Annotated in this window: 21 protein-coding genes and 2 pseudogenes; 5 read left to right on the top strand and 18 right to left on the bottom strand. The window is 72.4% G+C overall.

Features of this window, described 5'->3' with window-relative positions; all coding sequences use genetic code 11:
- Both BLW04_RS21600 and BLW04_RS21595 read right to left on the bottom strand, forming a co-directional pair.
- A pseudogene (locus BLW04_RS21600) lies at positions 1 to 297 on the bottom strand (ISAzo13 family transposase); the annotation flags it as partial.
- Positions 298 to 502: 205 nt separating this feature from the next.
- Positions 503 to 841, bottom strand: coding sequence for a carboxymuconolactone decarboxylase family protein (locus tag BLW04_RS21595; protein ID WP_217631173.1), 339 nt, complete (start codon positions 839 to 841; stop codon positions 503 to 505).
- 413 nt (positions 842 to 1,254) lie between these two features.
- Between BLW04_RS21595 and BLW04_RS21590 the strand changes: the two genes are divergently transcribed.
- Positions 1,255 to 1,818, top strand: coding sequence for a DUF421 domain-containing protein (locus BLW04_RS21590; protein WP_091547284.1), 564 nt, complete (start codon positions 1,255 to 1,257; stop codon positions 1,816 to 1,818).
- Here the strand turns inward: BLW04_RS21590 and BLW04_RS27025 are convergent.
- A complete protein-coding gene (locus BLW04_RS27025) occupies positions 1,773 to 1,937 on the bottom strand; it encodes a hypothetical protein (RefSeq protein ID WP_175484196.1) in 165 nt (54 codons plus the stop codon). The genes BLW04_RS21590 and BLW04_RS27025 overlap by 46 nt on opposite strands.
- A 35-nt stretch (positions 1,938 to 1,972) precedes the next feature.
- Between BLW04_RS27025 and BLW04_RS21585 the strand changes: the two genes are divergently transcribed.
- Positions 1,973 to 2,377: an ArsR/SmtB family transcription factor gene (locus BLW04_RS21585; protein ID WP_091547281.1), complete on the top strand. Its 405-nt coding sequence runs from the start codon at positions 1,973 to 1,975 to the stop codon at positions 2,375 to 2,377.
- A gap of 5 nt (positions 2,378 to 2,382) precedes the next feature.
- Here the strand turns inward: BLW04_RS21585 and BLW04_RS21580 are convergent, their stop codons facing one another.
- The 10 genes from BLW04_RS21580 to BLW04_RS21535 form a co-directional block, all read right to left on the bottom strand.
- Positions 2,383 to 3,783 carry an NADH-quinone oxidoreductase subunit N gene (locus BLW04_RS21580; RefSeq protein ID WP_091547278.1) on the bottom strand — a complete coding sequence of 467 codons (1,401 nt, stop codon included), beginning with the start codon at positions 3,781 to 3,783 and terminating at the stop codon, positions 2,383 to 2,385.
- A complete protein-coding gene (locus BLW04_RS21575) occupies positions 3,780 to 5,267 on the bottom strand; it encodes a complex I subunit 4 family protein (RefSeq protein WP_091547276.1) in 1,488 nt (495 codons plus the stop codon). Before BLW04_RS21575 ends, BLW04_RS21580 begins: the two co-directional genes overlap by 4 nt.
- 3 nt (positions 5,268 to 5,270) lie before the next feature.
- A complete protein-coding gene (locus tag BLW04_RS21570; RefSeq protein ID WP_217631172.1) occupies positions 5,271 to 7,133 on the bottom strand; it encodes a proton-conducting transporter transmembrane domain-containing protein in 1,863 nt (620 codons plus the stop codon).
- Entirely contained in the window at positions 7,130 to 7,432 is a 303-nt protein-coding gene (locus BLW04_RS21565; RefSeq protein WP_091547273.1) for an NADH-quinone oxidoreductase subunit NuoK, read from the bottom strand. Before BLW04_RS21565 ends, BLW04_RS21570 begins: the two co-directional genes overlap by 4 nt.
- Positions 7,429 to 7,989: an NADH-quinone oxidoreductase subunit J gene (locus BLW04_RS21560; RefSeq protein WP_091547267.1), complete on the bottom strand. Its 561-nt coding sequence runs from the start codon at positions 7,987 to 7,989 to the stop codon at positions 7,429 to 7,431. The genes BLW04_RS21565 and BLW04_RS21560 overlap by 4 nt, the downstream gene beginning before the upstream one ends.
- Before the next feature lies 1 nt (position 7,990).
- Positions 7,991 to 8,962 carry an NADH-quinone oxidoreductase subunit H gene (locus tag BLW04_RS21555; protein ID WP_091547264.1) on the bottom strand — a complete coding sequence of 324 codons (972 nt, stop codon included), beginning with the start codon at positions 8,960 to 8,962 and terminating at the stop codon, positions 7,991 to 7,993.
- On the bottom strand, positions 8,959 to 10,056 hold the full coding sequence (locus BLW04_RS21550; protein WP_217631171.1) for a hypothetical protein: 1,098 nt from the start codon (positions 10,054 to 10,056) through the stop codon (positions 8,959 to 8,961). Before BLW04_RS21550 ends, BLW04_RS21555 begins: the two co-directional genes overlap by 4 nt.
- On the bottom strand, positions 10,047 to 10,391 hold the full coding sequence (locus BLW04_RS21545) for an NADH-quinone oxidoreductase subunit A (RefSeq protein WP_091547287.1): 345 nt from the start codon (positions 10,389 to 10,391) through the stop codon (positions 10,047 to 10,049). The genes BLW04_RS21550 and BLW04_RS21545 overlap by 10 nt, the downstream gene beginning before the upstream one ends.
- A 229-nt stretch (positions 10,392 to 10,620) precedes the next feature.
- Positions 10,621 to 11,235: a DUF305 domain-containing protein gene (locus BLW04_RS21540; RefSeq protein WP_091547261.1), complete on the bottom strand. Its 615-nt coding sequence runs from the start codon at positions 11,233 to 11,235 to the stop codon at positions 10,621 to 10,623.
- Between the two features lie 92 nt (positions 11,236 to 11,327).
- The gene (locus BLW04_RS21535; protein WP_091547258.1) at positions 11,328 to 11,786 is read right to left on the bottom strand and encodes a DUF6153 family protein; all 459 of its coding nucleotides are present in this window, start codon (positions 11,784 to 11,786) and stop codon (positions 11,328 to 11,330) included.
- Between the two features lie 611 nt (positions 11,787 to 12,397).
- On the opposite strand from BLW04_RS21535, the gene BLW04_RS21530 reads away from it, so the two are divergent.
- Positions 12,398 to 12,859, top strand: coding sequence for an ester cyclase (locus BLW04_RS21530; protein WP_091547256.1), 462 nt, complete (start codon positions 12,398 to 12,400; stop codon positions 12,857 to 12,859).
- A gap of 512 nt (positions 12,860 to 13,371) precedes the next feature.
- On the opposite strand, the gene BLW04_RS21525 is transcribed toward BLW04_RS21530, so the two are convergent.
- Both BLW04_RS21525 and BLW04_RS21520 read right to left on the bottom strand, forming a co-directional pair.
- On the bottom strand, positions 13,372 to 14,181 hold the full coding sequence (locus BLW04_RS21525; RefSeq protein ID WP_175484195.1) for a YihY/virulence factor BrkB family protein: 810 nt from the start codon (positions 14,179 to 14,181) through the stop codon (positions 13,372 to 13,374).
- Between the two features lie 68 nt (positions 14,182 to 14,249).
- Entirely contained in the window at positions 14,250 to 14,897 is a 648-nt protein-coding gene (locus tag BLW04_RS21520) for a CAP domain-containing protein (protein WP_254781864.1), read from the bottom strand.
- Between the two features lie 473 nt (positions 14,898 to 15,370).
- On the opposite strand from BLW04_RS21520, the gene BLW04_RS21515 reads away from it, so the two are divergent.
- Complete coding sequence (locus BLW04_RS21515; protein ID WP_091547251.1) at positions 15,371 to 16,600, top strand: saccharopine dehydrogenase family protein; 1,230 nt, start codon at positions 15,371 to 15,373, stop codon at positions 16,598 to 16,600.
- Between the two features lie 605 nt (positions 16,601 to 17,205).
- Here the strand turns inward: BLW04_RS21515 and BLW04_RS21510 are convergent.
- The 3 genes from BLW04_RS21510 to BLW04_RS21500 all read right to left on the bottom strand — a co-directional run bounded on the left by BLW04_RS21510 (position 17,206) and on the right by BLW04_RS21500 (position 20,516).
- Complete coding sequence (locus tag BLW04_RS21510) at positions 17,206 to 17,409, bottom strand: cold-shock protein (protein ID WP_091547248.1); 204 nt, start codon at positions 17,407 to 17,409, stop codon at positions 17,206 to 17,208.
- 348 nt (positions 17,410 to 17,757) lie between these two features.
- Complete coding sequence (locus tag BLW04_RS21505) at positions 17,758 to 18,621, bottom strand: SWIM zinc finger family protein (RefSeq protein WP_091547245.1); 864 nt, start codon at positions 18,619 to 18,621, stop codon at positions 17,758 to 17,760.
- On the bottom strand, positions 18,618 to 20,516 hold the full coding sequence (locus BLW04_RS21500) for a DEAD/DEAH box helicase (RefSeq protein WP_254781863.1): 1,899 nt from the start codon (positions 20,514 to 20,516) through the stop codon (positions 18,618 to 18,620). Before BLW04_RS21500 ends, BLW04_RS21505 begins: the two co-directional genes overlap by 4 nt.
- 60 nt (positions 20,517 to 20,576) lie before the next feature.
- On the opposite strand from BLW04_RS21500, the pseudogene BLW04_RS26185 reads away from it, so the two are divergent.
- Positions 20,577 to 20,848: pseudogene (locus BLW04_RS26185) on the top strand (ISAzo13 family transposase); the annotation flags it as partial.

Genomic DNA, 20,848 nt, shown 5'->3' with positions numbered 1-20,848 from the left:
GTCGACCAGCCGCTGCAGATCGGTGAGAAGCGTCGGGTCGGTCTCGGTCAACGGCCGGCGCCCGCCCCCGGGGCGACGCACCCGATCGGTCACCGGCGCGCCGCCGGTCAGCTCCGCCATCCCAGCGGTCACGGTCTCCGGGTGCAACCCGCTGGCGCGGGCCACCCGGGCGGTGCCGCCCCGGCCCAGCGAACGTGCCTCGGCCCCCGCCAGCAGCCGACGCTGCCGCTCGTTCAGGTGCGGAAACACGCTGGCGAACTTCTCGGCCAGTGCCTCATCGGACACACCGGTGGTCACCTCACCAAGCTTGACCCCCGAAGCCCAATCCTGGAGTTGATCCCTGCCGGGCCCATAGGCCACGACCCGGCTCACCATGGCCAGCAGAATCGGGTCCCACCCGACGGTGGCCGCGACCGCGCCGGCCCACCCGCAGCGACTACGACGGCGCCGTCCGCTGGGCGAGCGACCTGCTCACCCTGACGGTCGGCCGAGGCCGGCCGCGTCAGCCCTGCACGGCCGTCGACGGCGCCGGCCGGTCGGCGCCGGTCGGCTCGGAGAACTCCTGGAAGGCAGCGAAGGCGCGCGCGCCGTACACCGTGCCAGGCCCGCCGCCAAGAGCGATCGCGACGCCGAGCGCCTCGGCAACCTCCGCCGACGTCGTCCCCTGGCGGGCCGCACCGCGCGCATGCGAGGCGATGCAGCCGTCGCACTGCGTGCTCACCGCGATGGCCAGTGCGATCAGCTCCTTGGTCTTGGCGTCCAGCGCCCCAGGGGCGAAGGCGGCGGCGTGCAGCTGTCCGTACCCCTCGTAGACCCCCCGGTATCTCGCGACGGAGCGCACGCGACGGATCACGCAGTTCCTGCTGGACCGCCTTGCCGTGGGTCATGCGGCTGATCCTCGCACCGGGACAGCAGCGGGGCACGGAAAGGGAGACGAGGTCCCGTCCGCGCGCCGCGGGACAGCGTGCGGCGGTGCCGTTGAGCCACCAGTGAGTCGACGGCCGCCCGCAGCACCTGCCCCTGCGGGCGGAAGGGCAGGCCCCCCGAACAGACCACGGTGAGCAGGACGCCCAGCGCGGCGAGCACGTCGGTGTAGCTGGACGACGTGATCCCCGCGCCCCAGTTGGCGGGCGGGACGCAGCGCCAGGAGCCGCGGTGGCCCCACGATCGGGGCCTGCGCCGTCCGGCACGCGCGCCGGCGCGGTGCCAGGGTGCAGGCGGGCGGGGCCACCGCCATTCGAAGGGGAGGAACGGATGTCCTGGTTGACCAGCTCGTGGTCCGAGCTCGCCGTCGTGGCCGCGAGGGCCGCCCTGATGTACGGCACAGCTCTCGTGGCGCTCCGGCTGGCTCAGCGCCGGACCCTGGCCCAGTGGACCATCATCGACTTCGCCGCCGCAGTCGCGAGCGGAGCGATCATCGGACGTACCGCCGTCGCGGACTCCCAGTCCTACGCCACCGGTGCGGTTGCCCTGCTGACGATCGTCGCGGCGCACCGGTTGGCCAGCCTGCTGCGCTTCCAGCCACTGCTGGGCAAGCTCATCGACTACCGGGTGCGCGTGCTGGTCGCCGACGGCCAGGTCCGGCGGGGGCAGCTGCGGCGCTGCGGGCTGACCGACAACGACCTCTACGCGGAACTCCGCCAGCGCGGGGTGTTCGATGTCCGACAACTCCAGTACGTGCTGTACGAAGGGAAGGGCGGGTTGACGGTCGTTCCACGGCAGACTCCACCGCCGGTTCCGCTCGTCGCGGACGGGCTGCGCGACTCGACCGGCTACGCCCCGCCCGGGGGCAGCTCGTCCACGGGCGTGACCCCGTAGCCGTGTTCGATCTCGTAGGCGATGAACTGCACGGCGATGTCGTGGCGGGTCTGCAGGTCGGCGCGTGCTCCGACGTCCACCCAGACGGCCGCCGTCCACGAGTGGTGGTTCCGCGACAAGCATGAGCACGGCATCCCGTGGCTACACAGGCGACATGGACTCGCCCGCGGAGCCCCTCGACCACGCCCATCCCGTCGACCCCGAACGGGTCGCGGTCGCCCGGAGGCGCCTGCCGTCCCGGGACGACGCTGCTCGGTTGACCAGCGTGCTCAGCCTGATCGCTGATCCCACCCGAGCGCGGCTGCTGTATGCACTGGACGTCGTCGACGAGCTGTGCGTCGGCGACCTGGCGCTCGCGCTAGAGATCAACGAGGACGCGGCCAGCTACGGCCTCCGGGTCCTGCGCACGGCCGGTCTGGTCACCTACCGCCGGGACGGCCGGGTCATCTACTACCGGCTGGCCGAGGGCTTTCCGGAACCCTTGCGGGAGCACTGCCTGGCCAGGCTGGTGGAGCTGTCGCACCAGTCGACACCCGACGACGAGGAACCACCCACCTGAGCCGGTCAGCCGGCGAGCGGCCCCTCCACCAGCGAGGAGACCAGGCCCGCGGCCAGGCCCAGCGCCAGGACGCTCCCGCCGGCGAGAACGGCGGCACCGGCGGCGAACGGGCGGCGTTCCCCGGCCGGCGGTGCCGGCCCACCCCGGAAGGCGGGCGCGATCCACCGCAGGTAGTAGAAGAGGCTGGCCACCGTGTTGGCCGCGGCCACGACGACCAACCACGCGAAGCCACCGTCCCAGGCGGCGCTGAAGACCGTCAGCTTCCCGATGAAGACGGCGGTGGGCGGCGTGCCCACCAGGCTGAGCAGGCTGAGCAGCAGGGCGGCCCCGAGCCAGCGGTGCCCGGCTGCCATGCCCTGGTACTCCTCCAGGGTGCGGCGCCGGGGAAGGGCCGCGACGACAGCGAAGGCGGTCAGATTGGTGACGGCGTAGCAGCCCAGGTAGAGCAGCAAGGAGGGCAGGGCCTGCGCGCTGCGCCCCGCGACGGCCACCGGGAGCAGGAGGTAGCCCACTTGGCTGACCGTCGACCAGCCGAGCAGGCGCCGGACGTCGGTCTGCGCGAAGGCGGCGAGGTTGCCCAGCGTCATGGTGAGGGCGGCGAGCACCGCGACGAGCAGCGGCCAGTCGACCGAGCCGGGCAGCACCATGACCAGCCGGTAGAGGGCCACGAGAGCGCCGACCTTGGGCACGGTGGTGAGGAAGGCGGACGCCGTCGTCCCCGCCGCCTGGGTGGCGTCGGGCACCCAGAAGTGCCCGGGCACGCCGCCGGCCTTGAACAACAGGCCGGCCAGCACACCGACGACGCCGGCGGCCACGGCGGCGGGCGGTGCGTTCCGGAGGCCGGCGGCGAGCTGCCCGTAGGAGGTGGATCCCCCCACGCCGTAGAGGACCGTGATCCCGAGCATCAGCAGGATGCCGAACAGCGCCCCGAGCAGGTAGGTCTTCAACGCGGCCTCGGCCGATCCGGGGGAGCGGGCCATCCCGATCAGCCCGTACAGCGGGATGCTCCCCAGCAGGAAGCTCACCAGCAGCACCAGCAGGTCGGTCGTGCTGGCCACTACCACGGCACCCAGCGCCGAGAGCAACAGCAGGGCGTAGGTCTCGCTCTCCCGCGTGGTACCGGCCAGCTCGTCGACGCCCAGTCCGATCACCAGCAGCGTGGCGGCGACGACGACCAGCCGCACGATCCCATTCGCCGCGTCCAGGGCAAACGCATCGAAGACCGTGCGGGTCGGGCCGCCCACGGTCAGGGCCGCGCCGACGCCGGCCGTGAGCAGCGCGGCCACGGCGATCAGCCGGGCGACCCACTGACGGCGCCGGGGCAGGAAGCTGCCCGAGAGCAGGCTCAGCACGGCTCCGGCGAGCAGCGCGATCTCCGGCAGCAGCGCCAGGGGGTCTTCGTTCACCGGCTCACCAGGTCCACGACGGTCTGCGACGCCGGCGTGATCAGGTCCAGCAACGGCCCGGGGACGACGCCGATGACCAACGCCAGGACGAGCAGCCCGCCGATCGCCACGCCCTCGCGGACACCGACGTCGGCGAAACCGCCCGACCGCCCTGCGGTGGGTCCGGTGAGCAGCCGCTGCACGGCGCGCAGGAAGAGGGCTGCGGTGATCAGAATGCCGGGCAGGGCCAGCGCGGCGATCCAGGTGGCGCCGATGCTGCCGGTGAAGACCTGGAACTCCGCGATGAACCCGCTGAACGCCGGTAGTCCGAGGGAGGCGAAGGCCGCCACCGCGAACAGCCCTGAGTAGCGGGGCGCGGGCTTCGCCAGCCCGCCGTAGTCGGCCATGTCGTAGCTGCCCGTCCGGTCCTGCAGCAGGCCGGCGAGCAGGAACAGGGCTGCGGTGATCAACCCGTGGCTCACCATCTGGGTGACCGCGCCGGTGACCGCCAGCTCGCGCGCCTGCGCGCCACCGGAGACGATCCCCGCCGCACCGACCCCCACGACGACGTAGCCCATGTGGTTCACCGACGTGTAGGCGATCATCCGCTTGACGTTGGTCTGGGCCAGGGCCACCAGCGCGCCGTACAGCACCGAGATGATGCCGATGGTGAGGATGACCCACGACCAGCCCTGCCAGGCGTGCGGCAGCAGCGGCATCGCGATCCGGACGAAGCCGTAGGTGCCGAGCTTGAGCAGGACGCCGGCCAGCACGGCGGAGCCGACGGCCGAGGCGTCGGTGTGCGCCGGCGGCAGCCAGGTGTGGAAGGGCACGGTCGGCGTCTTCACCGCCAGCCCCACCAGGACGGCGGCCAGCACCAGCCCGCCGACCACCGGGCTGTCGGCCAGCGGGGCGGCCGCGGCGAGCTCGGGGATGTCGAAGGTGTGCGGGTCGGCGGCCAGGTACAGGCCGATGAAACCGACCAGCAGGGCCAGGCTGCCCATGAACGTGTAGAGGAAGAACTTCAACGCCGACCGGGCCGCGTTGCCATGACCCCAGCCGGCGATGGCGAAGTACATGCCGACGATCGACAGGTCGAAGAAGACGAAGAACAGGATCAGGTCCTGGGCGACGAAGACCCCGAGGCAGACCGACTGCAGGAAGAGGAACAGCGCCGCCTGCGCCCTGGGCCGGCGGTCCTCCCGGAGTGCGTAGACCGCGCAGGCGCAGAACACCACGGCGGTGAGTGCGACCAGCGGCAGTGACAGCCCGTCCACGCCGACGTGGTAGCTGCTGTTCACCGACGGGATCCACGGCACCTGCTGCTCGAATGCCAGCCCGCCGCCGGCCGGGGTGTCGTAGCGGGCGATCGCCACCGACACGAGCGCCAGCTCGGCGACCGTGACCGCGACCCAGGACCACCGCGCCACGCCGTCCGGCATCCGGCGGACGGCCGCGAGCACGGCGGCCGCGGCCAGCGGCAGGAACACGATCGGACCGAGCACGGGCTACCTCACCGCCAGCAGGAGGGCCAGCGCGGCGGCGAGCACCACGGTGGCCTGGACGTAGTACTGGTGCAGCTGGCCGGTCTGCGTGCGGCGGGCCAGCGCGCCCAGCCGCCGGGTGCCCGCCGCAACCCCTTCGGCGGCGCCGTCGAACCCCACGTCGTCCGCCTCGGCCACGACATCGGCGGCCCGCAAGGACATGCGCGCCGAACCGTCCACGGCCCGGTCGATCACCCGGTCGTCGAGCCGGGCCAGCGCCTCGGCCAGCCGCAGCACCGGGACGACGACGAGCACCTGGGTGGCCGTACCGAGGCCCAGCCACGAGGCGGCCCACCGGGGTCCGGGCAGTCGCCAGCGGCGCACCGCCAGCACGACCAGCACGCTCAACACTGCGGACGAGAGGAGCTCCGGGACGGTCGGCCGGGCCGCGGCGGCCTCGCCCAGCGCCCGGCGGAGTGCCTCCCCGGCCGGCGGCCACACCAGCAGCCCGAGGACGGCCGCCCCGACGGCCAGGACGACCAGCGGGACCTTCTCCAGCAACGCGATCCGCCGGGTGCCTTCCTCCTCGGTGTCGTAGCCGGCTTCTGCGTCGGCGGGGAGCGGACGCCAGATCAGCCACAGCACCTTGCCGGCGTAGGCGGCCGACAGCGCGGCGGCGGCCAGACCGACCAGGTACAGGGCCAGTGAGGACCCCATGGCGGCCGCCAGGACGTCGTCCTTGGTGGCCCACAGCGACAGCGGCACCACCCCGGCCAGCGACAGGGCTGCGACGGTGGCAGTTCCGCCGACGACCGGCCACCGGCGGGCCGCGCCGTGGAGCGCGGACAGCTGCTTGGTGCCGAGCGCGGACAGCCAGGCACCGGCGGCGAGGAACAGCAGCGCCTTGGTCGCGGCGTGAGCGACCAGGTGCGCGACGCCGCCGGAGACGCTGCCCACCCCGGCACCGAGCACCACGAAACCGAGCTGAGCGGAGGTGGATGCGCCGAGCAGCTGCTTGAGGTCGCGCTGCGCGACCGCCACGGCACCCAACAGCAGTGCGGTCAGGGCACCCACCCAGGCCGCGGTCGGCGCGGCCCAGCCGGTGGACTCCAGCAGCGGGGCGGTACGGAGCAGCAGGTACCCGCCCATCGCCACCATCGCCGCGGAGTGCAACAGGGCGCTGACCGGGCTGGGCCCTTCCATCGCGCGGGAGAGCCAGAAGGAGAACGGCAGCTGGGCGGCCTTGCCGAGTGCGGCGACGAGGACCCCGGCGGCGACGACGTCCCGCGCCGGCGACGACGTTCCGGGCAGGTCGGCCAGCGCCAGCCCCGAGCCGCCGGCCAGCGCCGCGCCGGCCGCCAGGTAGAGCCCGAGGTCGGCCGTCCGGGTGGTGAGGAAGGCGGTGGTGCCCGCACCGACCCGGTCGGACTCCCGCCAGCTGAAGCCGATCAGCGCGTAGGAGGTGGCCCCCATGATCTCCCAGGCGAACAGCAACGCCGGGAGCGTCGTCGCCGTGGCCGTGATGGCCACCGCCGCGACGAACAGCAGCATCAGGCCGAAGAAGCGGGCCGGACGTTCCCGGATGTCGACCGCGGCGAACAGCAGCACCAGGACGGTGACGGTGGCAACCGTCGGCAGGACCACGGCCGACAGTGCGTCCACGCCGAGCCCGAACGGAGCGCGGGGCAGGAACGGCACCGTCGTCCGCGGGCGGAGCACGGCGACGGCGACCGCCCCGACCAGCACCAGCGCGGCGGTGAGCACGGCGACGACCGGTGCCGGCCGGTCGGCCCGCCGGCCGGTCAGGCAGAGCGCCGCGCCGACCCCGGAGGGCAGGACGACGACGGCCCACAGCAGCGCCGTGCCGAGCCCGCTGGCTCCGGTCACTGCGCGAGGTCCGTGGCCATGTCGGTCATGTCCTCGTTGCGGGTGCGGTGCAGCAGGGTGGCGACGGCGAAGCCCATCGCCATCTCCACGGTCATCGCGGTGATGACGACCAGCAGCAGCACCTGCCCGTCGGGCGCGGGGGAGAGGAACCACCAGAAGCCTCCGGCGGCCAGGACCACCGCGTTCAACATCAGCTCCAGGCCCATCATGACCATGACCACGACCTGTTGGGAGATGGCGCCGTAGAGGCCGACACTGAACAGTGCGGCGGCGACCAGGAGCACCGTCTGCAGCGTCACTGGCCGGCCCCGTCCGGCTGGTCGGCGTCAACCCGACCGCGCAGGTCGTCGCCGAGCCGGTCGTAGCGCCCCCGGGGGACCGCCAGGACGAGCGCGCCGATGATGGTGGCGAACAGGACCGCGCTGACGGTCATCATCACCAGCATCTTCGAGCCCATCAGCGCCTGGCCGAGGGAGACGGTGAGGTCGCTCGCCGGTGCGCCGCGGCGGCTCGGCCAGGGGATGAGCACGGCCCCGGACGCGAGGACGACGAAGGTGACCACTGCGACGGCCAGCGACGGGCGCTTCGCGTGGACCATGCTCATCGGCATCAGCGCGGGGTTCATCCCCATGAACATGATCATGTAGATGGCCATGATCGCCATCTCCATGACCATCATCAGCACCGTGATGACTCCGAGGAACTGCAGGTCGAACAGCAGCAGCACGAGGCCGACCGCGACGAACGACACCGCCAGGGCGTAGGTGGCCCGGGCCATCGAGTCGACCCGGAAGACCGCGACGCCGGCGGCCACGGCTACGACGGCCAGCACCCAGAAGACCACGTCGTCCAGCACGTCAGCCCCTTCCCACGACGACGACGGAGACCACCAGCAGCTGCAGCAGAACCAGGGGCAGGACGACCAGCCAGGCGGCCCGGACCACCCGGGGAGGGCGCAGGGTCGGCAGTCGCCGCTGCACCAGCACCAGCGCGGCGAGCAGCAGACCGGTCTTGAGCAGCAGCCACAGCTCCGGCGGGAGCGCCGGCCCCGCACCGCCGCCCCAGAACAGGGTCACGCCGAAGGCGGACCCGGCGGTGAGCAGCGCCCATCGGCCGGCCAGTACCAGCCACCGGTCGATCCCGGAAAGTTCGGCGAGCACTCCTCCGCCGAGATCCGGACCGAGCGGGGAGCTCAACGGCCCCCACACGGAGAAGCCCACCACACCGGCGCAGAAGACCCCGAACGCCACCGGCATCCAGACCACGAACCACAGGTCGTGCTGGGCGGCGACCACATCGCCCACCCGCAGGCTGCCAGCGCCGACGGCCGGCGCGGTGAGCGCGAACATCAGCGGCAGCTCGTAGGCCAGTGCCAGGGCCAGGAAGCGGTAGCCCCCGACGAGTGAGGAGGCGCTGTTCGGCCCCCAACCGGCCAGCCACACCGCCGCCCACACGGCGACGTCCATGGCGTTGAACCACACCACGCCGACCGACAGGTCCCCGAGCGTCCACCGGCCGAACGGGACCACCGCCACCTTGAGCAGGGCCAGCACGAGCAGGGAGGCCCCACCGACCCGCCACAGCAGGACGTCGGCCGCCAGCGTCGTGCGCCGCCGCTGGCGGAACAGCCGGGCTGTCTCCGCCCATGGCGCGCTCATCCCCGAACGCAGGGACCGCCCCTCGGCCCGGGCGGCGAGTCCGCCGTCCAGCGACGCGGCAGCGGAGGCGGTGGCGAGCAGCAGGACCGCGGCGAGCGGCGCCCAGGCAGCGGAGGTCTGGACGACGTCGATCCCGGCTGTGCTCGTCGGTGAGCTCGCGAGCTCGCTCATGTGGACACCGCATGGGGATGGTGCTGCGCGGTCGGATCGAGATCGAGGCTGGCGACGACCAGCCGGACCGCGGAGAACTCGAGCCCGGCAACCAGGTCCGGGACGACGTCGACGGGAGTAGGTGAGCCCGCCGGCTGCTGACCCGCCAGTCCCGCCCGCGCCTCCTCGAGGAGTTCGAGCAGCCGGTCCCAGACGTCCCCGCCCGGCCCGTCGCCGAGACCGCGCAGCGACCAGCGCAAGCTCCGGGACCGGCGGACCCGGCGGGTGAGCCGGTCCAGGACGGGGACGCAGAAGGCGGGGTCGGCGGCGTCCAGCAGATCGTCGCGGAGCCGGGCGGCTTGGGTGGCGGCGTCGTCCCAGCCGGCAAGGGTCAGGAGCTGGGCGGCGCGGTCGAGCCGGTCGGCCGGGGTCCGGTACGTGCGGCGCGGCGGCGGCGAACCGGCGGCTGCGCCCAAGACCTCGAAGCGTGCTTCGGCCACCACGTCGCCGTGCAGGGTGCAGTGCAGCAGGAGTCCGGGAGGCCAGCAGGGCAGTACCGGGCCCAGGGGGACGTGCAGGACGTCGAGGTCGAGGCCGTCCCGGTCGCCGCCACCTCCGCTCGCCAGCGGGATGCCGCCGGGCTCCATGTCCATGTCCATGTCGCCGTGGTCGCCGCCCATGTCCATGTCGCCGTGGTCGTCGTCCTCCTGCGCGTCGCCGTCGTCCTCGGCAGTGCTGTCGTCCTCGGCCGGCGTGCCCATCGCCGGCTCCACCGGACGGTCGGCTGCATCGCGCCGCTGCCGCTCGTCGTCGCGGAGCTGCGCCGCAGCCTCGTTCAGCGCGTCGGCGACGGCGGTCGAGGTCGGTACGTCGAGCCGGGCGCGCGGCCCGGGCAACTGTGCCCACACCAGGTCGAGGGCATCGGCCAGGCGGGGTCCGGGGCGGCCGCAGGTCACCAGCAGGTCGGCGTCGGCCGGGGACACCGCGAGGCGCCATCCGCGCCGGCGCACCTCCCGTTCGACGGCCCACCGGGTCCGCGCCCACCCCGGCACCTCGACGACGAGCGCCGACGTGCGGTGAACGGCGACCGTCGCGAGCCGCTGCCTCAGGTCCACTGGAGTGCGCCCTCACGCCATGCCCACAGCACCCCGACCATCAGGACGACGAGGAATGCGAACATCTCGACGATCGCCGATGTGCCCACCTGGGCCACGATGGTGACCCAGGGGTACATGTAGAGCATCTCCACGTCGAAGGCCAGGAACAGCAGGGTCAGCGGGTAGTAGCGGGCGTGGAACCGGGACAACGCATGCTCCTGCGGGCGCCAGCCCGAGGCGAATGGCAGGGTCGTCACCGGTGTGGCGGAGACCGCCGTCGCCCGGTCGGCCCAGTACGCGATCGCCACCCCCGCCGTGCCCACCAGCAGCATGACCGCAATGCCCAGGAACATGCTCACCGCTTCCCTCTTCCCGCTGGTCGCGCGACGGATACCCGGACGATCGTGCGGATAACATCATGCGGGACGCGCGTTGCTGCACGACCGCGCGCGGCGAGTTGGGTGACGACGGCGGAGCAGTTCCGGCCGTCCTTGATCGTGGCGCCCTGGGGGATGTCCACGCCGTCCACCCGGAGAGTGGAGACGTCCAGCCGCACGGCCGGGCCCCTCCACTGCCTCGGCGTCAGAGGGTCTGCAGCAGCTGTTCCATCTCGGCGACCTCGGCGGTCTGCGACGCCTCGATCGACCGCGCCAGAGCGATGGCCTGGGGGTTGGACCCGTCGGCCTGTTCGGTCCGCGCCATGTCGATCGCGCCCTGGTGGTGCGGCGTCATCATCCGCAGGAACATCCGGTCGAAGTCGGCACCCGAGGCACCTTCGAGCCGTGGCATCTGCTCGTCCGTCATCATCCCCGACATCGGTGAGTGGTCCATGCCGGCCATCGAGTCGGCCGAGGTCATCTCCCCCCAGGCTGCGAGCCAACTCGTCATCTCATCGATCTCCGGAGCCTGGGCGGCACCGATCCGGCCCGCCAGGTCCTTGATCTCCTGACTCTGGGCTCGGGAGGCGGCCACCTCGGCCATCTCGATCGCGGCTTGGTGATGGACGATCATGTCCTGCGCGAACGCCACGTCGGCAGCGTTGTGCTGCTTGTCCACGGATGTGCCGGCGGTCGGCGAGGCGATCCCGGCAGCGGTGCCGGCGTTGTCGGTGCTGTTAGAGCAGGCAGAGAGCGCGAGGGCGCCGGCGAGGAGTCCTGCGCCGGCGATGCGGCTCAGCCGCGAGGTCGTTGCGGTCATGGCGGGTTGATCTCCTGAGTGTGGGGTCTGGAACGGCATGCCAGAGGGCGTCTTGCCAGCCGAGGTGGCTGTCGCGGCGCGACGGCAGCAGCTCAGGTCCGCAGCACGCAGAGAGCGAAGATGTCCGGAGGCCGACGCGGTCGGGCGCGGCTCGCTCGGCCGAGCCGGCCGGGCCTGCTCGGCCGCAGCGCGGTGGTCACCGGCCGGGCGACCCGGGCGGCGAGCCAGACGGCGAGGCCGACGGACAGGACGGCGAGGCAGACGGCCCACAGGTGTTCCATCGAGCCGGCGGGGTGACCGCTGTGTGCGGCGTCGTCCAGAGTTCCCGAAGCCGGTAGGTCGGGACCGGCGAGGTTCATCGGCGCGACGCCGACGGGAGAAACATCCGAGGCCTCGGCCGTGATACTGGCGGTCGAGTGGCCCGGGACCCAGGTGCTCAGGGACATGGCATGCACCGATGTGGCCGGCCCGTCGCCGTCGAGGCACTGGACGCCGTGCATGGCGAACACGGCGCTCAGCAGGAGGAGCACCCACCAACGACCGTTGCGCATGCCACCCCCTGGGTCCGACGACGTACCCCCGGAGGGTATCCGCTCCGGCACCCGCCCGCAGGACCGACCTGGCGGGCAGGCGCCGGTGTGGACGGACAGCCGGCCTACCAGGCGCTGGTCGCCTGGAGTACGGCCTCCGTGAGGGCTCGCGTGCGCAGCTCGGTGAGCTGCTGGTACCGGGGTCGGCGACCATCCGGCTGAACGCCGCACGCGAGGGGTAGCGGACGAGGAGGACCGCGTCCCACTCTCGTCCCGTCGCGCGTGGGTCGGCCGCTCGGGCAGCCAGCCCGATCGATCGATACGGCCGGTCTGGACGGTCGTGCCGCACCTCGGGTCTCCGCAGCATGTAGACGTCGCCGCGAGAACAGGAGACCCCCGCGGCCGTGGATACCGCGAGAATTCAACACTCCGGTGTCCGAGGGGGAACTCGGGCGACGGCCCAACGCATTCGGCTCGTTCGCGGAGCCGCGGACCGATGGTCAGAGCCATGTCGCCCCGCTACCGCCCGGGTGCCGACTCACGCGGGTGCCGGCCCGCTCCGCGAGCTGGTGGCACAGATCGGCGGCCCGGTGCCGGTTTCTCTCACCGGGGGCCGGGGGTAGCAGAGAAAGATGAGCGTTGAACAGAACACCTCGACCCAGGAGAAGGCCGCAGCCCTGTTGAACAGCGGCGACGTCGATGCATTCGTGGACACGTTGTTCGCCGTGGACGCCGTCGACCACGACCCGGCCCCCGGCCAGGGGCCGGGCCGGGCCGGCTACCGCACCTTCTTCCGCACCCTCAGCACCGCCTTTCCCGACGCACACCTCGAACCCCTGGTGAACGTGGTCGACGAGGACAAGATCGCCTTCGCGTACACGCTGACCGGCACCCACCAGGGGGAGTTCCAGGGCGTCCCGGCGACCGGCAAGCGGATCGAGGTGCGAGGCCTGCAGATCGGCCGGTTCGAGAACGGCCAGATCGTGGAGCGGTGGGGGAGCACCGACGAGCTCGGCATCATGCAGCAGATCGGCGCGGCTCCCGGCGGGCACGAGAGCGTGGTCGACAAGGTGAAGAACGCGTTCACCAGCTGAGCTCCCGCTCGGGGCAGCCACCTCTTCCGGGGCCCGGGACGGGTGGCTGGCCCGAGGCCGGCTCGAGGGTCCTGGTGACCGGCCATGGAGCTCGCCGCAGCGCAGGGCACCAGTCGGTGTCTCGGTGCACAGCCTGGGGTCGAGCACCTTGCCGCCGGCCTTCGGGGTAGCACAGCACTGCGGAGCGCGACGTACTGGGGAACCGCGAAGTCGGCGAGGTGTGCACGGGCGGGCTTGCCGACGTCAGAGACAGAAGAACTCTCCGCCGGCCACAGCTGTGGGGGTTCCACTCGGTGTCCGAGGGACGACTCGGTTCGTAGCCCAACGGATCCGTCCGCTGCCTCTATGAGGGCTTCTCGACCAGAGGCGCCGGTCACGAGCTGATGAGGACTCGAAGGCAGGCCAGTCGGCGGCCCAGCTGTCGCGGCCGGCGACGATGGTCCACCGCTGTGGCGCGCTGACCTGCCGACCGTCTGTGGCCTCGGCGCCCCCGCTGTCACTCCGGTGGTCTCTCACGCCGGTTCGGTCTTGTCCGCCGGTCGGGGGGCTGGCGCGCCCGGCTGCCGGCGAGCCGCCCGCTTGAGCATGAGTCGGTAGCCGACCAGCAGCGCGGCGTTGCCGAGCAGCAGCCACAGGCCCAGCAGCACGGCGGTAGCCAACCCGGTGGCGCCGTAGCGCTCCGTGAAGTCGGCGTACTGCAGGTAGAGCACGTAGCCGGCCGTGGTGACGCTCACCAGTCCAGTGGCGGTGGCGGCGCCGACGACGACGTCGCCGATGCCGGTCTCGCGCAGGCGGAACAGGGAGTACAGCAGCCCGATCATCACTCCGAGGATCAGCAGCGCACCCGCTACCAGGGCGACGGTCAGCAGCCGGCCCTGCCCGACCACCTGTGGCACCAGGTACAGCGCCGCCAGCCCGCTGAACACCACCAGGGGCACGGTCGCGATCAGCACGAGCGCGAGCAGCCGGCCCCGCCAACCGCGGATCCGGCGCTGCGCCTGCGGAGCGACGGCGGTGAACGCCCGGGCGAGTGCGGCACCGTAGGTGGTGGCCGGCCAGATCGCCGCCACGGCCGCGACCGGCCCGGTCCGCGCCGCCACCTCGATCAGCGCCCGCAGGACATCGGCCGCGGGGAGCTGGTCGGGAGAACGGCTGTCGACCTCGGTGCCGAGGTCGGCCAGTGTGGATTCGTCGATGAACCAGCCGGCGATCCAGAAACCCAGCAGCACCATGGGGGGTAGCGAGATCAGAGCGTAGAAGGCGAGGCTGGAACTCGTCGTCACGAACTCCGGGCTGCGCAGCCACCCCACGAACTGCTGCACCGGCGCAGGGACCGCCTGCCACCCACGCCGTAACCGCTGCCGCAGGATGGCGACCCTGGCCCCGGGAGTCAGCCGCACCGGGGACCGTCGTCCTCAGGCGGGACCACCGACTCCGCGGGGGGTGTCTCCTCGGCGATCTCCGGGAGGTCGGCGCCGGCGCTGCGCCCGAACTCGCGCGTCGCCCACACCGAGCCGTTCTCGGCGCAGAGGACGGCGACCCCCAGCCGGTCCCACCCGGGGTTGAGGACGTTGACGCGGTGGCCATCGGAACGCATCCACCCCGCGTGCATGGCCCCGGCCGGTACCGGGCCGGTCGCCTGGAAGATGTTCTTGCCGACGCCGACGCCGACGCCGACGCCGACGCCGTCGAGGTCGCTGAGCGACTCGCGCTCCAACGGCGCCCGGATGTCCTGGTGCTTCAGCTGACCTCGCCGCGCCATCTCGACGTTCCAGCCGCGGGCCACGGCGGCCAGCTCCTCGTCCGAGGTGAGCGGGGGCAGCCCGCGGGCATCGCGCTCGGCGTTGACCCGGTCGAGGATCGCCTCGCCGTCTCCCCCTCCGCGACCGTGGCCTCGCCGGCCGGGGAGCGCGGTGCGGTCGCCGAGGGTTTCCCTTCCGTGGTCGGCGAGCAGGTGGTGTCGGAGACCATGCGGGCGCGGGGCAGCGACACCAGCGCGCCCAGAAGGGCGGCGGCGAGAGCGATGGCCGAGGATCATTCCCGCTCCCTACCCCTTCCCCGGCGCACGATCGACGGCCGGTCGCATTGCGATCTCGTGTCCGTCCTGGAGAACCGCGTCCGGCTGCCGGGCCCCGCGTGGCATCCCTGACGTGTGGAGATGGTGGAGAAGTCACGACGCGTCGCCGATCGTCGGGGTGGTGTCGGGCGCAGCCCGCGGCCGCGCACAATCCCGGTCAGAGATCGCGGCGGGTCCGTCGCCTTGACTCCAGATTGCCCGTGGGCACCCGGCGACCGTCTCTGACTCGGCCAGGCCGACGCGACGATGGCTCCGGCGACCGCGTGCCCCGCCCGTTCAGTCCGAAGTGGCATGCGGAATGTGGTGCAGCTGGGCCACCGGACGTGGGTCTTCGTGGGGGGAGTCAGGAAAAGCCGGGTCGCCGGCCCCAGCAGGCTGTCGGCGTCCATGTCTCGCCGGTAGAGGACGTGGAGCGGACGCGTCAGGATGGCCGGGTGACAGAAGACGTGCGGACCTACGACCTGGTCGTGTACGGCGCCAGCGGCTTCGTGGGGAGACTGCTGGCTGCCCATCTGGCCGAGCAGGCGCCGCCGGGCACCCGCATCGCACTCGCTGGCCGGTCCCGGGCCCGGTGTGAGGAGATCCGCAACGGGCTTCCCGGCGCTGCGCGGAACTGGCCGGTGCTGGAAGCGGACTCCGGCGCCCCGGAGTCGCTGGCCGAACTTGCCGCGCAGACCCGCGTGCTGGTCACGACGGTGGGGCCGTACGCCCGCTACGGGCTGCCGGTGGTCGAGGCCTGCGCCCGCGCCGGCACGCACTACGCCGACCTCAGCGGGGAGGTGCTGTTCGTCCGAGAGGCGATCGACCGCTTTGACGCGCTCGCGCGGGAGACCGGGGCCCGGATCGTGCACGCCTGCGGGTATGACTCCGTCCCGTCCGACCTCACGACCCTGTTGCTCGCCGAGCGCGCGGGCGTCGATGGTGCGGGTGGGCTGCGCGACGTCCGTCTCGTGGCGATGGCCCGCGGCGGGTTCAGTGGGGGCACGATCGACTCGGCGCGCGGCCAGGTGGAGGCCGTCGGGCGGGATCGGTCGTTGCGCCGGGTCCTGGCTGACCCGTTCGCGCTGAGCCCTGCCCGGGCTGCCGAGCCGGACACCCCTCAGCCGCGCGACGCTGCGCTTCCCGCGCGTACGCCGGACGGCCGGTGGACCGCGCCGTTCGTCATGGCCCCGTTCAATTCCCGGATCGTCCGGCGCAGCAACGCGCTGCAGAACTGGCGGTACGGCCGGTCGCTGAGCTACGGCGAGGTCATGGGCTGCGGCCGTGGGCCGCAGGGCGCAGTGGCCGCGGTCGGGATCACGGCCGCGTTGGCGGGGGCCTTCGGTGCGATGTCCTTCCCCCCGGCCCGCGCCGTCCTGGACCGGCTGCTGCCGGACCCGGGCAGCGGCCCGAGCGCCGCGGCCCGAGGGAAGGGATGGTTCCGCACGGTCGTCGACGCGGCGACCGAGGACGGCCGGTGCTACCGGGCCACCGCCGCCGGCCGGGGTGATCCGGGATACGCGGCCACCGCGGTCATGCTTGGCCAGAGCGCCCTGGCGCTGGCCCTGGACGGCGACCGGCTACCCGACCGCACGGGTTCGCTCACCCCGGCCACGGCGCTGGGCGGCGTCCTGGTCGATCGGCTGCGCGCCGCCGGGCACATCTACGAGGTGACACCGGCCTGAACGGTCCGGCCGGCGGGGGATTGACGTCGCAATGGCTGGTCGATGGCTGGTCGACTTCCTCACCGGGCGGGGCTTCGACCTCGGTCCGGCACCGGACGTCGCCGCCGACCCTGCGGCCGCCTGACGGGCCCACGCGAAGCGGGTCGTGGAGGTGTGCTCCGACTACGGCGGCGCCGCGACCGAGTACGACGGCCACGTCGGCCGGACGACGGTCGGCGGCACGCTCGAGCAGTCCCTCCGTCTGAGACATGATCGTGCACCTGAGATCAGGTTCAACGGCGAGGAGGCTTCTCGCTCGTGCCGGGGTCAAGTGCCCGGAGTCTGGGCTGGGGACGGACAGGTGCCGTCCGACCTGGGGGACCGCCGGCACGACCCCGTCTCGTGCATCAGCCGGCGAGGTGCTCGAGGTGACGTTCGAGATACCGATCGACCGTAGGAACGGCAAAGCCCCCGCGGTCAGCGACCGTGGGGGTTCTGTCTGCCTGTCCGAGGGGCGACTCGCTACATTCGCACACAGTCGCGAGCGCGACATGAACCGTCGGCGCCAAAGGGGCGGAGATGACATGGGGCCGTGCCGCTGTGCGCCCCGGCCCCATGTCCTGGCATCAGACGAGGCGGACGTTCTCCGCCTGCGGGCCCTTCTGGCCCTGGGTGACGTCGAACTCGACCTGCTGTCCCTCATCGAGGGACTTGTAGCCGTCGCCGCTGATGGCGGAGTAGTGGCAGAAGACGTCGGCGCCGCCGCCATCCTGGGCGATGAACCCGAAGCCCTTCTCCGCGTTGAACCATTTCACAGTGCCCTGAGCCATGTTCTTCTCATTCCGCGCTGGGGGTGTCTGGACCGGTAGACCCCGGTCCCGGGTCGCCGCACCGACCGGAAGGACCGAGAAGGAACGTCAGGCAGTGACGACTGCGGACGTCCGAGAACGAACCAAAGGCGCAACAGCGACCGTATGTGACCCTACCCTGCCGGCCGCGCGGACCCGCGCTTCTGTTCGGCCCGATCGTCGGGCGGCGTCTGTCCGAGGCCGACAGTCCGCGTGGAGCCGTCGTGAGTCACCACGGGGCTGCCTGAGTGTCCGAGGGGCGACACGCTACATACGCACACGCCTGCGGTGCTGATCCGGACGACGTGACAGGGCGCAGCGTGGGTCGGCTCAGGGATCGGAGATTTCCCGGCCGGGATGTTCGGTTGCCGTTGCTGCGGCGTCGCCGAGCGCTCGGTACACAGGCCGAAGCAGATCAACGAGGGCACGCCCCCGGACGACGATCCCGCTGGACGGCACCTGGTCGAGCAGGCTGTCGACGGCGACCGCGGCGGGAGACGGGGCCGACGGCGGCCGAGGCGCCGTGTAGAAGGTGTCGAGCAATTCGGCGAGCGGGGGGACGCCGGGCGATTCGACAGGGGTAACGCCCGGTGCCGTGGCGCCGCGGCGGGCGCCGATGTTGTGCAGGAGCTCGTCGCGCGGTCGGCCGCGCAGGGCGAGGACGGCGAACGGGTCGTCGTCGAACGACTCGGCGAGCAGGTACAGCGTGGCGGCGAGGTGCTTGCACGGGACCTCGTAGTCCGGGCAGCTGCAGTCCATGGCGAGGTCGCGGACTCCGGTGGGGAACAGGGAGAGGCCCGCGGCCGCGAAGGCGTCCTCGATGTCTGGGGGCATCTCTCCGGCCAGCAGCTTCGCCGCGAACCAGGCGTCGTCGGCCAAGGCCTGTTCGACGCGGGCCCACTCGGCCTTCCCGAAGGCGGTGAGCCCGACGCGGACCCGGTAGGGCCGCGGCCTGCTGCCCTGGACGAGGGCGATCGCGGATCCGGTCTCGATGCGGAGTTCGATGACCTGCCCGGCTCGGGCGTAACGCTTGCCGCGGGCGAGCCGGCCGCCCACGCCGATCGATTCGAGGCCGTCGATGAACCGTACTGACCACCAGTGCTGCCCGATCTGGCCGCGGCGGCTGCGGGTCCGCAGGCCCCCGTCGACGGGGCGGGGCCGCGAGGGCGGGTACCAGTCGTCGCGAGAGCTCATTCGGCGGTCGCCTCCGCGCCCAGGGTGAACAGCTTCCGCAGCTCGGCGGTGGACAGCTCCGTCAGCCAACCCTCGCCGTCACCGACCACCAGGTCCGCGAGCGCGCGCTTGCTCTGGATCATGGCGTCGATGCGCTCCTCGAGGGTGCCCGCGCAGCAGAACTTGCGGACCTGGACGGTGCGTCGCTGGCCGATGCGGAATGCCCGGTCGGTCGCCTGGTTCTCCACCGCCGGGTTCCACCAGCGATCCAGGTGGACGACGTGGTTGGCGGCGGTGAGGTTCAGCCCGGTGCCGCCCGCCTTGAGGGAGAGGATGAAGACGGCGGGGCCGTCGGCGGCTTGGAACCGGGCTACCATCTCGTCGCGCCGCCTCCGGGGGACTCCGCCGTGCAAGAAGAGCACCTCCTGGTCGAATCGGGCCGATAGGTGTGGCACCAGCATCTCGCCGAACTCGGTGAACTGGGTGAAACAGAGCACCTTGTCGCCCTCGGCCAGGATTTCGGTGAGGATCTCCTCCAGCCGGATCACCTTGCCCGACCGCTTTCCGACCGGGGACCCGTCGTGCAACAGCTGGGCCGGGTGGTTGCACACCTGCTTGAGTTTCGCCATCGCGGCCAGCACCCGGCCGCGCCTTTCCATGCCGTCGGAGCCCTCGATCCGCTCCATCATGTCGTCGACGACGGTCTGGTACAGCGAGGCCTGCTCCCGGGTCAGTCGGTAGTCCTGGGTGATCTCGATCTTCTCGGGGAGGTCGTCGATGATCGTGGGGTCGGTCTTGACCCTCCGCAGCAGGTAGGGCCGCGTCAACCGCCGCAGCAGCTGCGCCGCCTCGGCGCTCCCGTGTCGCTCGACGGGGATCGCGAACCGGGAACGGAACTTCTCCGCGCTGCCCAGGAGCCCGGGGTTGAGCACGTCCATGATCGACCACAGCTCGGTGAGCCGGTTCTCCAGCGGGGTGCCGGTGAGCGCAACTCGGTGGCGCGCGGAGAGCCGCCGGACGGTCCGGCTGGCCGTGGCCTGGGAGTTCTTGATCGCCTGTGCCTCGTCCAGCGCCAGCCGGTGCCACTCGTAGGCGGCCAGTTCCTCAACGTCCCGGACGGCGGTGCCATAGGTGCTGACCACGAGGTCGACGTCACCGACCCGGGCGGCCAGCTCCTTCCCGTGCAGCCGGCCGGGGCCGTGATGGGCGTATACCCGCAGCGCCGGCGCGAACCGGCCGGCCTCCCGCTGCCAGTTGCCGACCAGCGACATCGGGCACAGCAGCAGCGTGGGACCGACGGCGCTGTGCTCCCCGCCGGCTGCCTCGGCGCGGTCGGTGGCCTCCAGTGCGAGCAGTTGGACCGTTTTGCCCAGGCCCATGTCGTCGGCCAGGCAGGCACCCAGACCCAGCCGGGAGAGGAAGGCAAGCCACGACAGGCCGCGGCGCTGATAGGGCCGCAGCTGCGCGGCGAACGTGGCGGGCGGCTCGACGGGGCGCAGCGTGTGGTCGACGGTGCCCGCGAGCACGTCGCCGACCCAGCCGTCGACCTGCACGTCGACGATCGGGAGCGGCAGATCGAGGTCGTCGGCGTGGGTTGCCGCGAACACGAGCAGCTCGGCCGCCGTGACCACCGTGCCGCGGGGCTGCCGCAGAAACTCCAGGCCGCGGCGCAGCCGGTCGGGGTCGACGGCGATCCATCGGCCGCGCAGCCGCACGAGCGGCGCCTTGGCCGCGACGAGCTCGGCGATCTCTTCCTCATCGAGCACGTCCTCGCCCACGGCCAGCGACCAGCGGAAGTCGGCGAGCGCCTCCCGCCCCATACCGCCGGATGTGACGGCTGCATCGGCGGGCGTGCTGCGCCCGGAGGCGACCAGCCCGATCCGGTGCCTGCGGTCCCACCACGACGGCAGCTGCACCCCTAAGGGCCCGGCAGGGATCAACTCCAGGATTGGGCTTCGGGGGTCAAGCTTGGTGAGGTGACCACCGGTGTGTCCGATGAGGCACTGGCCGAGAAGTTCGCCAGCGTGTTTCCGCACCTGAACGAGCGGCAGCGTCGGCTGCTGGCGGGGGCCGAGGCACGTTCGCTGGGCCGGGGCGGCACCGCCCGGGTGGCCCGCGCCAGCGGGTTGCACCCGGAGACCGTGACCGCTGGGATGGCGGAGCTGACCGGCGGCGCGCCGGTGACCGATCGGGTGCGTCGCCCCGGGGGCGGGCGCCGGCCGTTGACCGAGACCGACCCGACGCTTCT

The organism is Modestobacter sp. DSM 44400, from assembly GCF_900107175.1.
In the GTDB taxonomy this organism is placed as follows: domain Bacteria; phylum Actinomycetota; class Actinomycetes; order Mycobacteriales; family Geodermatophilaceae; genus Modestobacter.
Note: the sequence above shows the minus strand (reverse complement) of the source record. Positions and strands in the feature narration are given on the sequence as shown.